9 protein-coding genes are annotated in these 11,761 nt (G+C 59.3%); 8 read left to right on the top strand and 1 reads right to left on the bottom strand.

The genetic code is table 11. The annotated features are described in order from the left end of the window. Window positions 1–18 precede the first annotated feature (18 nt). The 8 genes from OQH67_RS10250 (at window position 19) to OQH67_RS10215 (ending at window position 10,228) form a co-directional block, all read left to right on the top strand. The gene (locus OQH67_RS10250; protein WP_067571761.1) at window positions 19–936 is read left to right on the top strand and encodes a 2-dehydropantoate 2-reductase; all 918 of its coding nucleotides are present in this window, start codon (window positions 19–21) and stop codon (window positions 934–936) included. 21 nt (window positions 937–957) lie between these two features. Then, on the top strand, window positions 958–1,857 hold the full coding sequence (locus OQH67_RS10245; protein WP_067571759.1) for an FHA domain-containing protein: 900 nt from the start codon (window positions 958–960) through the stop codon (window positions 1,855–1,857). 164 nt (window positions 1,858–2,021) lie between these two features. Next, window positions 2,022–2,759: a metallophosphoesterase family protein gene (locus OQH67_RS10240; protein WP_067571768.1), complete on the top strand. Its 738-nt coding sequence runs from the start codon at window positions 2,022–2,024 to the stop codon at window positions 2,757–2,759. Between the two features lie 220 nt (window positions 2,760–2,979). Beyond that, window positions 2,980–4,335: an ABC transporter permease gene (locus OQH67_RS10235; protein WP_251840999.1), complete on the top strand. Its 1,356-nt coding sequence runs from the start codon at window positions 2,980–2,982 to the stop codon at window positions 4,333–4,335. A 5-nt stretch (window positions 4,336–4,340) separates the two neighbouring features. Further along, complete coding sequence (locus tag OQH67_RS10230; RefSeq protein WP_067571755.1) at window positions 4,341–5,948, top strand: ABC transporter permease subunit; 1,608 nt, start codon at window positions 4,341–4,343, stop codon at window positions 5,946–5,948. Window positions 5,949–5,973: 25 nt separating this feature from the next. After that, entirely contained in the window at window positions 5,974–8,226 is a 2,253-nt protein-coding gene (locus OQH67_RS10225; RefSeq protein WP_067571753.1) for an extracellular solute-binding protein, read from the top strand. Window positions 8,227–8,229: 3 nt separating this feature from the next. Beyond that, window positions 8,230–9,207: an ABC transporter ATP-binding protein gene (locus tag OQH67_RS10220; protein WP_067571751.1), complete on the top strand. Its 978-nt coding sequence runs from the start codon at window positions 8,230–8,232 to the stop codon at window positions 9,205–9,207. A 13-nt stretch (window positions 9,208–9,220) separates the two neighbouring features. Next, window positions 9,221–10,228, top strand: a complete 1,008-nt coding sequence (locus OQH67_RS10215) for an ABC transporter ATP-binding protein (protein WP_067571749.1) — start codon at window positions 9,221–9,223, stop codon at window positions 10,226–10,228. A gap of 394 nt (window positions 10,229–10,622) precedes the next feature. On the opposite strand, the gene alr is transcribed toward OQH67_RS10215, so the two are convergent. Beyond that, complete coding sequence (gene alr / locus OQH67_RS10210) at window positions 10,623–11,726, bottom strand: alanine racemase (protein ID WP_082770148.1); 1,104 nt, start codon at window positions 11,724–11,726, stop codon at window positions 10,623–10,625. Between the last annotated feature and the right edge of the window lie 35 nt (window positions 11,727–11,761).

Below are 11,761 nucleotides of genomic sequence, written 5' to 3'. Positions count from 1 at the left end.
ACACCCTCCTTCACCGCCATGAAAATAGCCATTCTGGGAGCCGGGGCGCTCGGCTGCTATTACGGAGCCAGACTTCAGAAATCCGGCCACGACGTATCGTTCATCGTACGCTCGGAATACGACTACCTGAAAGAACACGGTCTGGAAGTGAAAAGCCTGCACGGGAACATTTCGCTGCCCCGCATCAAGGTATACCGGGAAGCGTCGGAAGTCGGTCCGGTGGATCTCGTCGTCGTCGCCTGGAAAAGCACGGCCAATGCGGGATTTGCCAAGGCCCTCCCTCCCTTGATGGGACCAGACACGGTGGCCGCCACTCTCCAGAATGGCATGGGAAACGCGGAGGAAATCGCCCGTATTATCCCGTCGGACCGCATTTACGTGGGCCTGTGCTTCATCTGCGCCATGCGGGAGGAACCGGGCCACATCAACCATTTGGAAGGCGGCAACATTCAATTCGCACCGTTCGTCCCGTCGCCGGAGGGCTCCGCAAAGGCGCAGGAACTTTCCGCTCTCTTTGCCGGGGCGGGCATCAAGACACGCGCCTTTGACAACGCGGAACAGATCCAGTGGTACAAGCTCGTCTGGAACATACCGTTCAACGGGCTCTGCTTGGCGCTGGGGGGCATCAGCATCGCGGAACTCTACAAAAACCCGGAAAACGTCGCCCGTGTCCGCCGCATCATGGAAGAAGTGGTCCGGGCCGCCAAAGCCCGCGGCCACACGTTGCCGAACGACCTGGTCGAATTCCACCTTTCCCGCACGGAAAGCATGGGAGCCTTCATCCCGTCCAGCGCCGTGGACTACAACGAAGGACGCCCCATCGAATACACGGCCATCTGGGGCGATCCCCTCGCTAAAGCCCATCAGGCCGGAGCCTCCGTACCCGAATGGGAACAACTGGACAGGGATATCCGCCAGCGCCTGAAAATGGATTAATCTGCCGCACCCCCGCGAATCATGCTGAAAAACACCGTCATTTTCATCATTGCCCTGCTGGGCTTCGGCATGATCCGCCTGCCCCTGCAGGAACGTATTCTGGAGCAGGAGAAGAACGCTGGACTGCTGGAAGAGCCGGTGAACCTTTCATCCTCCGATTATCTGGAACAACAGCTTGCCATGGTGTCCCTGGGCGGCCTGCGTTCCCTGGTGGCGGCGGTGCTGAGCATGGAGGCCTTCGACTGCTTCCTGATTTCCGACTGGACCAATCTGGAGCGCCGATACAACCAGATCACCGCCCTTGCCCCGCATTCCGATTTTTACTGGGACAACGGTTCCTGGCATCTGGGGAACAACGCTTCCTCCAGCTATCTGGACAACAAGCGCCTTTCCCCTCTGGAACGCCGGGAAGGATTCCGCAAGTACATTCAGAAGGGACGCGATTTCCTGCAAAAGGGCATCAAGGCCAATCCCGGCAGTTGGTACCTGTATTCTCTGCTGGGCAACATGTACAGCGATACGTACCGCCAGCCGGATTTTGAAAAGGCCGCGGAAGTCTACCGGAAAGCCCGAGAACTGGGCGCTCCAGCCCTCACGGCGCGCAAGGAGTTTTACGCCCTGGCCCGCGTCCCCTCCAAATCCAGGGAGGCTCTGAAACTGGGGAAAGAATTGTTCAAAGACCCCCGCAACCGCGTTCCCAGCCTGGTCACCAACATTTTCGTGCTGGAAAACCGTCTGCATGTTCCGGAAAAGGACAGGATTCCCTTCCGCGAACTTTATCCTACAGACGAAATCGCGCGCGACATGATGACCGCCCACTTGGCCAATTCCCTCAGATACCCCGTGGACGGACTGAGGGAAACTCTGGAATCCCTGCCTGAGGCCAACCCGGATGATCCGGCGCCGGATGGCAAAGACTAAGGATTTCAGGGAATAAAAAATGTTTTACCTCCGCCGAATCATTTTGCCGCCTTTACCCCTCCACGCGGATATTCAGCCCAGGGCCTTTGGCCGTTGCTCCGCCGGTTCCATTTACCCGCTTGGCAAAAAACGGGAAATGCGCTATACTGGGCTTTCGCAACACCATGAGTAGAATAGCCCTGATCAGTGACATCCATGCCAACCTGCCCGCCCTGGAAGCGGTGATGAAGGATATAGAACAGCTGCAATGCGATGCCGTTTACTGCCTGGGTGATATTGTGGGCTACAACGCCAATCCTTCCGAATGCCTTGAATTCATCCGTTCCCGACAGATTCCCACCGTTCGCGGCAACCACGACGAGGAAGCGATCGGGGAAGACAACCCGGCAGGCATGAATCCCGTGGCGTACAGCGCCTTGATGTGGACGCGCCAGCAGCTTTCCGACGAGCAGAAGAAATGGCTGCGCCGCGCTCCCTTCCAGCGCATTCTTCCCAATGAAATCGTGCTGGTGCACGCCACGCAGGACAAGCCCAACTCCTGGGCATACGTCACAAATGTGGACACGGCTACGCACAGCATCAACATGCTGCGGGACAACCAGTTCCTCTGCTTCAACGGCCACACCCACGTTCCGCGCACCTTCATCCGGCACGAAGGGAGCATCCAGGAGTACGAGTCCGGAGATATCCAGCTCCTCAAAACCAACAAATACCTGATCAATGTAGGTTCCGTAGGACAGCCGCGCGACGGGGACCCCCGCGCAGCCTACGGCATTCTGGATACGGACGGTATGGTTTATTACCAGCGCCGCGTGGAATACGACGTGGAGGAAGCCCAGCGGCGCATTCTGGCGGCCGGACTGCCGGACATGCTGGCGCGCCGACTGGGGGAAGGAATATAGCCCTCCGCGCACAGCGGCCGGACATCCAGGGCCGGAAACCGGAAATACGGCGCCATTTTGGCGGTTTTTCTGTATTCTCCATGCCGGAACCGGGGAAAACGTGGAAAGCCACATGTTAGGAAAGGCTCACAAACAAGGATTGCGGCTTGCCTCGCATGCCACAAACCAGTAGAGTTCTGCGCGACGAATGAAGACCTATATCATCAGACGACTCCTTCTCATGCCCCTGACGCTCCTGGGGGTCACCTTCCTCGTCTTTTGCATAACCCGCTTTGTTCCGGGAGGTCCCATTGAACAAATGATGCAGCAGCAGAGCATGAGCGCCCTGTCCGGTCAGAAGGCGGGCTCCCAGCGCGGGGACAACAACCTGAGCGAGGCCGACATGGAGCGGCTGGAAGAGCAGTACAGCCTTCAGGAACCCATCGTCACGGCCTATCTTCAATGGTTGGGCGTGCTGCCCAAGAAGATTTCCATTTCCCGTGAGGAATTCGGGATTATTACCGGTGAGGAGCCGGCAGACAGGGAGGACGAATATGCCGGCATTTCCGACACCCACACCAAAATCAATCTGAACGAGACGGGAGAACAGGTCGTCGTCGTGCGGCCGGACAAGGATTCCAAGGAAGTCAAGGACGCCTTCTTTTCCGGGACGCCTTCCCGGAAAGCGGCTACGGAAGGATGGACGGTGGAGGTGGAATCCCCAATGGACCGCGCCGAACGCTGGGCCAGGCGCATGCGGCAGACGGGAAATGAGGGGGCCATTCAGGACAAGGCGAAAGGCTATGCCTGGCGGGCCGTGATGTACAAGACAAGCTTTGACGGCCTGCTCCAGGGCACCATGGGCAACTCCTTCAAATACAATGAACCGGTATGGGACATGATCAAGGAGCGCATTCCTGTCTCCCTGTACTTCGGCATCCTGAGCGCCATCATCACGTATTCCGTGTGCATTCCCCTGGGCATTGTGAAGGCCATACGGCACAAGAGCGTGGTGGACAACATTTCCTCCGTGCTGATCTTCCTGGGGTATTCCGTTCCCGGCTTTGCGCTGGGCGCCGTGCTCGTGGTGTACCTGGGCGCGCGCCTGGAATGGTTCCCGCTGTGCGGCCTTACCTCCGCGGACTTTGCGGACATGGGATTCTGGGAACAGGCGGCCGACCTGCTGCACCATACCGTGTTGCCCCTGATCTGCTACGTGGTCAGCTCCTTCGCCATCACTACGATGATGATGAAGAACAACCTGATGGACAACCTTTCCTCCGACTACGTCCGGACAGCCATGGCCAAAGGCGTGAGCTTCAAGGGGGCCGTGATCAAGCACGCCTTCCGCAACTCCTTCATTCCCATTGCTTCCACGCTCGGTAGCCTGATCAGCCTGATTGTGGCCGGCTCCATGTTGGTGGAAAAGGTGTTCGACATCCAGGGCTTCGGCATGCTGAGCTACCAGGCCCTGATGGACAAGGACTACGCCCTGATCATGGGCACGCTGCTGCTCACCTCCTTCCTGATGGTGCTGGGCAACCTGCTTTCCGACATCATCGTGGCCGCCGTAGACCCGCGCATCAAATTTGAATAACACACATGGTTAGAAAACTGGCATACCTTCTCATCATCCTGGCGGTCCTCACCGCCGCGGGCGAGCTGTGCGGGCTGCTCCTCCCCACGCTGAGCTGGCCCTTCACTGTCTCGCGGGAAATGAGCATGCTTCACATCGTCTGCGCGGACCAGAACAACAGCGGCCTCCTGACGCCTCAGGGAAAATTCCTGTGGTTTGGCTGGGCCTGCGTGCTGGTCATGGCCGGAGCGGGCCTCTGGATCAGGCTGAAAGGACCGCGCCGGTTCCGCCCCACGCCAATCACCAAAAGACGCCTCCAAAGGTTCAAAAGCATTTCCCGCGGCTACGTCTCCCTGGTCATCCTGCTGGCCCTGACGCTGCTGGCCTGCATGGACCAGTGCCTGGTGGGAAAAAGGGCGCTGCTGGTCATTCAGGACGGATCCTGGTACTTCCCCGCCATCATGCGCAAGGTGTACAAGGGTTCCACCTTCGGTCAGACCGGGGACTTTGCGGATGCGGAAGCCAACTACCGGGAACTGAAAAAACAGGCGGGCCAGCCCGGAAAACCCTCCCTGGTCGTCATGCCCCTCGTCCCCTACGACCCCACGGGGGATTCCACCAATCCGGGCTCGGAAGCGCTGGTCGTGAATGAAGAGGGCCTGGTCTGCGAAGCCGATGGAAAGCCGTACTCCGGCCTTGCCTCCCGCCTGCATAAGGATGAAGAAGCCCTGCCGCACATCAGCTACAAATTCCGCAAGGGAAAAAAGGTGGACCGCGCCACCGGATGGCTGGAGGACAGGACGGAAGTGTACAGCGCCACGTACGAGAACAACAAGATTGTGGCGGAACACTACAACGGCCCCGGCACCAAGGAGGATTTCCTGAAACAGACGGATGAAAACAAAATCAGCCGCATCTTCTACCACCCGGCGCCGCCCCTCAAGGGCGGCCACCTGCTGGGCACCAACACCCAGGGGGCGGACATCCTGGCCTACCTGTACGGAGGCCTTCAGGTCAACATGAAAGCCGCCATCTTCTACCTGCCCATCGTGTACTTCATCGGCATCACCTTCGGAATGATGATGGGGTACTTCGGCGGCATGTTCGACCTCGGCATGCAGCGCCTCATAGAAATCTTCTCCCAGGTGCCCTTCCTCTTCATCATCATGATCATCTCGGACATGGTGCCTCTTCACATGAAAGGCATGTTCCTGATCATCAGCCTGCTGATCATGTTCGGGTGGATGTCCATGACCTACCAGCTCCGAACCTCCACCATGAAGGAAAAGGCGCGGGACTACGTGGCGGCGGCGCGCGTGGTGGGGGCGTCCACCAACCGCATCCTCTTTGTCCACATCCTGCCGAACCTGGTCGCCATCCTGGTCACGCTGGTGCCGTTCAGCGTCTCCGCCCTGATCCTGGCCCTGGCATCCCTGGACTATCTCGGCTTCGGCCTTCCGGACACCTATGCAAGCTGGGGGCGCCTGCTGAATGACGGCCTTGCGGACCTTTCCGCCTCCTGGGTGGTTACCTCCGCCTTCTCCGCCCTGGTCATCACTCTGCTGCTCGTCACCTTCATCGGGGAGGCTGTCCGCGAAGCCTTCGACCCAAAAAAATTCACCACTTACAAATAAGAATATTCCCTTTTTCACAGACTCCATGCTCAAGCTTTCCGCCATTCTCCGCACGATCCTTGCCTCCGTCTCCGTGTCCCTTCTGCTGACAGCGAGCGCCGGCTGCAAGGATTCCTCCCAATCCCAGGGGGTGGGCTGGCAGCCGAACGTTCCTTTCGGAACCCTGCCGCCGGGTTTCGACACCTTCCCGGAACGGTGGAACAGGCAGATCAACGACAGGCTGGCCCGGGAAGAAGCGGCCAAGCAAAAGGAAATCCGGGAACTCCGGGAAAAATTCTTCAAGGAGGAAGACCCCAAAATCCGTGAAAAACTGCAGAGCAAACTCATCTCCGACGAAGCCGCGCTGTCCGTCATTCATCGGAGACAGAGCGAAGGGGACTACATCCAATTCAAGACTCCGGCGGACATCCCCGCAGACCTCAAATGGGAAGACGGGCTGGACAATCCGGAAATAGGCGACCCGAACGCCAAAAAAGGCGGCGTTCTGCGCCAGTGGGCCCCCGGCTCCTACCCGGACACGTTCCGCCCCAACGGCCCGAACAGCAACAGCGGATTCCGCGGCCCCCTGTATGATGAAATCATCATCGGCCTCGTCTCCATCCACCCGGTCACCGGAAAAATCATTCCCGGCATCGCCCGGAAATGGGCGGAATCCCCGGACAGGCGCACCGTCTATTTCGAACTGGACCCGGACGCCCGCTACTCGGACGGAGCCAAGGTCAAGGCGGTGGACCTGCTGGTGAACATGTACATCCGAACCTCGGAACACAGCCGTGACGTTTTTTACAACAACTTCTACTACCAGAACGCCTCCAACATCACCATTTACGACGACAGCCGCTTCTCCGTTACTCTTCCCTCCCCCAAACCCCTGCTGCCCTACTACTGCACCCTGTTCATCCCGTCCCCGCCGCATTTCTACTGCGAGTTCGGCCCCAGCTACGTGGAACGCTACCAGTGGCGCGTGCCTCCCACCACCGGGGCCTACGTGGTGAAGCCCGACGGCATCATCCGCGGGCGGCAGGTCATCCTCCAGCGCATACCGGACTGGTGGGGCAAGGATAAAAAGTTCACGAAGTACATGTATAACGTGGACCAGATCGTGTACAACTTCATCGGGGAACCGTCCAAGGCCATTGAACTCTTCCGCATCGGAGAGCTGGACGTGCTGAACATCACGAAGCCGGAGCTGTGGCACGAACGCATGGAAATACCGGAGGTCCATAACGGCTACATCAACCGCAGCACCTTCTACACCATCTACCCGCGGCCTCCCACGGGCATCTTCCTGAACACCTCCAAGCCGCCGTTCAACGACCTCAACGTTCGCCTGGGCTTCCAGCACGCGCTGAATATCCAGAACATCATTGACATCACGTTCCGTGGGGACTACCAGCGCCTCAACTCCTACGACTCCGGCTTCGGAAAATTCACCAACCCCTACATCAAGGCGCGCCCCTACTCTCCGGAACAGGCGCGGGCCTTCTTCGCCAGCGCGGGATATACCATTCCGTGCCCGGACGGTATTCTCCGCAAGCCGGACGGCACCCGTCTGACCGCCGCCATCACGTTCCCCAACTCCTCCCCCACCCTGGCCTCCACACTGGGCAAGCTGAAGGAGGACGCCCGCAAGTGCGGCCTGGAAATCCAGCTTGACCCGCTGGACTCCACCGTAGCCTTCCGCAAGATCATGGAAAAACGCGCCCAGGCCTCCTTCATGGCCTGGGGATTCACTCCGCCCCACCCCATGAACGAGCAGGGCTTCCATTCCCGCTACGCCTACGACGAACGCGGCAGCCTCATCACGTACACCAACAACATCACCGCGTATGCGGACAAGGAGATGGACAAGTTGCTGGACGACGAAACGAACGCCGCCACGGAAGACGAACTGCAGAAAGCCACCTGGAAAGTGCAGCAGAAAATTCATGACGAAGCCCTGTGGGTGCCCTGCTGGACCACGGAATTCATCCGCCTGGGCTATTGGCGATGGGTCAAATGGCCCAACAGCGCCACCACGCAATTCTGCCATCCGGTCGTCTTCGACCCCATGGAAAGCTACCTATACTGGGTGGACAACGACGTGAAGAAAGAAACGCTGGAAGCCAAGCGGGAGGGCAGAACCTTCGAGGAAGTGGACGCCGTGTACGACCAGTACCGCTTCCTTGACTCCATCGACAGCCTGGACAACAAGGACGGCGCGGACAAACTGCCTTCCGTCCCCGCCATCCCGGAAAACGGCGTCACTCAGGAAGAACCCCCTACCACGGAAAAATAACAAGTGAGCGAACCCCTGTTGGAAATCAAGAACCTGGTCACCGGATTCGAGACGGAATCCGGCCTGCTGAAAGCGGTGGACGGCGTCAGCTTCACCGTCCCCAAGGGCTCCTGCGTAGGCATCGTGGGGGAATCCGGCTGCGGCAAGAGCGTCACGGCCATGTCCATCGTCCGCCTTCTGCCCCAGCCCATGGGAAAAATCCTGGACGGGGAAATCCTGTTCCAGGGACGCGACCTGGTCCAGGCCAAGGAAACGGACATGCACGGCATCCGCGGCAGGCACATCGGCGTCATCTTCCAGGAACCCATGACGGCCCTGAACCCCGTACACAGCATAGGGCGGCAAATCGGGGAATCCCTGATGCTCCACCGCGGCCTGAACGCCAGGGAAGCGCGCGACGCCGCCATCCAGCTCCTGCAGCGCGTCCGCATTCCCGCTCCGGAACAGCGCGTGGACGAATTCCCGCACCAGCTCTCCGGCGGCATGCGCCAGCGCGTCGTCATCGCCATTGCCCTAGCCTGCCATCCGGAACTCATCATTGCGGACGAACCCACCACGGCGCTGGACGTCACGGTGCAGGCGCAAATTCTTTCCCTGCTCAAGGACCTCCAGGCGGAAATGGGCTCCTCCTCCATCCTCATCACACATGATCTGGGCGTCATCGCCCAGAGCTGTGACTCCGTCGTGGTCATGTATGCCGGACGCGTGGTGGAAAAAGCCCCGGTCCGGGAACTCTTCTCCAATCCGCTCCATGCCTATACCAGGGGCCTGCTGGCCTCCATCCCGCAATTAAGCTCCGTGCGCAAGACCAAGCTGCCCACCATCCCCGGCCAGGTGGCCTCCATTGCGGACTTCGTGCCCGGCTGCCGCTTCTGCCAGCGGCAGGGCGTGCCTGCGGAGGAACTGACGGAACGCCCGCCCCTGGTGGAAGTGACCCCCGGGCACTTCGTGGAAGCCTGCCCCCGCTGCGCCAACCTTTAACCCCTCCTTTGCCATGCCGGAACCACTCTTGCAAGTCAACAACCTGAAAATGTACTTTCCCGTCCGCTCCGGGATCTTCCTGCGCCAGGCGGGCTGGGTGAAGGCGGTGGACGACGTCTCCTTCAACATCTATCCCGGCGAAACGCTGGGGCTGGTGGGGGAATCCGGCTGCGGAAAATCCACCATCGGCAAAAGCATCGTGCGCCTGCTGAAGCCCACGGGAGGGTCCATCCTCTTCAACGGCCAGAACATCGCCACCCTTTCCCAGCGCAAAATGCGGCCCCTGCGGCCCCACATCCAGATGGTCTTCCAGGACCCTGCGGAATCACTCAACCAACGGCAATCCATCGGGCAGATCGTGGCGGAACCCTTCGTCATCCACCGAATGGGCACTCCGGCGGAACGCCGGGAATGGGTGCGCGGACTGCTGGACCGCGTAGGCCTGCCGGACAGCGCCATCGACCGCTTCCCCTTTGAATTTTCCGGCGGCCAGCGCCAGCGCATCGGCATCGCCCGCGCCCTCACGCTGAACCCCAGCCTCATTATTCTGGACGAACCCGTTTCCGCCCTGGACGTCTCCGTACAATCCCAGGTGCTCAACCTGCTCCTGGAACTCCAAGAGGAACGCAAGCTCTCCTACCTGTTCATCGCCCATGACCTGGCGGTGGTCAAACACATCTCCGACCGCGTGGCCGTCATGTACTTGGGAAAAATCGTGGAAATATCAGACGCGGAAACCATCTACCAGGCGCCCAAACACGCCTACACCAAAGCCCTGCTGGACGCCATTCCGGAACCGGACCCCGCCAAAGCCAACACGCACCAGCCGCTGCCGGGGGATGTGCCCTCCCCCATCAACCCGCCGCTTGGTTCCGCCTTCGGCCACCGCATCCAGCACCCCGCCTACCCGGAAACCGTGGGAGCGGACCTGACGCCCGTGGAAATAGAACCAGGCCACTGGGTAGCTCCGGACCCCTGCTCCCTGGAGCCGGAAGACTGGAACAAACTCCGCCAGAGATAAAACTCCGCCGGAAAATTAAAAGAAGAGCTGAACGTCAGAAAAACCGTCTTTCTGACGAAAAAATTCCCTTACCCTCCTTGTTTCCTGCAAGCATTCCCCCGCCCCCGCATTTCTGCTCCCCTCCCGCGATGGACCCCCCTCCTGAAACATAACGGAACGAGAATTTTCGCCAGCCGGGAAAAACACCCGCAAACAGTAAAAACTCCGAACCACCGGGCCAAAGCTTAAAAAGCGCGGAGCCGTCCGTCCGGCAATATCCTCAAAAACTGCTCTGTTTTCATCAGCAGGCTTTTCCAATTCTCCAAAATCCGGAATGGCATGACAGCCGGAACTTTCCGGGAAAGCATCCCGGAAAAAAGAAAAACAATAGAATCCGTCCTCCGCGCGAAACCGCTCACACGTAAATCCGCGGAACACGGGAACTGATGCTGGTCAGCACGTTGCTCGGAATGGTATTGGCGCGGCGCGTCAGCTCTTCCCAGCTCACATTGGGGCCCATGATCTCCACCAAGTCACCGGTATTCACCTGGTCCATGTATGTGACGTCCACCATGATCTGGTCCATGGTAATGCGTCCCAGAACGGGGCAATACTGGCCGTTGATATACACCCGCGCTCCCTGGTTGGACAAATACTGAAGATAGCCGTCCGCATAGCCGATGCCGATAGTCGCCACCTTCGTGCATCCCTTGGTGATATAGCAATGGTTGTAGGAAACGCCGTGATTGCCCGGCAACGTGCGTATCAGGGTAATGCGGCTGTAGAGCGTCAGCGTGGGACGCAGGTCCTTGTTGTGGGGAGACGGCATGGGGGAATACCCGTACAGGATTCTTCCCAGCCTCACCATGTTGGCGCAAGGCACCTTGTAATTGAACACGGCCGCGCTGCTGCACAAATGGCGGAACTTGTACTCGTGCCCTTGGGAAAGTTCATTCACCGCCTCCGCAAAGCCGCTGATCTGGCCGTGCGTGAAGGAAATATCGTCCGATGCCGCGGAAAGGTGGGAAAACACGCCTTCCAAATCCAGGAAAGTGAACTGCTTAAGCTTCTCCGTCAGGCCATGCAGTTCACTGGGCAGAAAACCGCTGCGCCCCATACCCGTATCCACGCCCAGGTGGACATGCACGGGCTTGTTGTACAGTCTCCCCAGGGAATTGAAATGTTCCGCCTCCTCCAGGCTGGAAAGGGCAGCGCGCCAGCCGTTCTGGACAATCTCCTCCCGCTCTCCCGCAAAACAGGGACCAAGAATGAACGGGCACGTTTTGGCCCCCGCATCCCGCACCCGGCAGGCTTCCGCCACGGTCGCCACGCCGAAAAAGGCGCAATCCTCGCCGTCCAAAGCCTTCACCACGCCTTCCAGACCGTGTCCGTAAGCCTCCGCCTTCACAATGGCCATCAAACGATGGTCCGGCATGATGCGGCGTACGACGTTGAGATTGTGCTTCAACGCACCGGTATCAATCTGGGCCCAGGCTCTGGGTGGGCTTGTGCAACTCATGCCCGGAGTGTAAAAAGACGGCCGATGTTCTACAA

It is taken from the genome of Akkermansia biwaensis (assembly GCF_026072915.1).
GTDB lineage: Bacteria > Verrucomicrobiota > Verrucomicrobiia > Verrucomicrobiales > Akkermansiaceae > Akkermansia > Akkermansia biwaensis.
Note: the sequence above shows the minus strand (reverse complement) of the source record. Positions and strands in the feature narration are given on the sequence as shown.

Excerpts from the sequence above, each read along its gene's own strand:
- OQH67_RS10250 (WP_067571761.1), top strand. The coding sequence starts at position 19 with ATGAAAATAGCCATTCTGGGAGCCGGGGCGCTCGGCTGCTATTACGGA.
- OQH67_RS10245 (WP_067571759.1), top strand. The coding sequence starts at position 958 with ATGCTGAAAAACACCGTCATTTTCATCATTGCCCTGCTGGGCTTCGGC.
- OQH67_RS10240 (WP_067571768.1), top strand. The coding sequence starts at position 2,022 with ATGAGTAGAATAGCCCTGATCAGTGACATCCATGCCAACCTGCCCGCC.
- OQH67_RS10235 (WP_251840999.1), top strand. The coding sequence starts at position 2,980 with ATGCCCCTGACGCTCCTGGGGGTCACCTTCCTCGTCTTTTGCATAACC.
- OQH67_RS10230 (WP_067571755.1), top strand. The coding sequence starts at position 4,341 with ATGGTTAGAAAACTGGCATACCTTCTCATCATCCTGGCGGTCCTCACC.
- OQH67_RS10225 (WP_067571753.1), top strand. The coding sequence starts at position 5,974 with ATGCTCAAGCTTTCCGCCATTCTCCGCACGATCCTTGCCTCCGTCTCC.
- OQH67_RS10215 (WP_067571749.1), top strand. The coding sequence starts at position 9,221 with ATGCCGGAACCACTCTTGCAAGTCAACAACCTGAAAATGTACTTTCCC.
- alr (WP_082770148.1), bottom strand. The coding sequence starts at position 11,726 with ATGAGTTGCACAAGCCCACCCAGAGCCTGGGCCCAGATTGATACCGGT.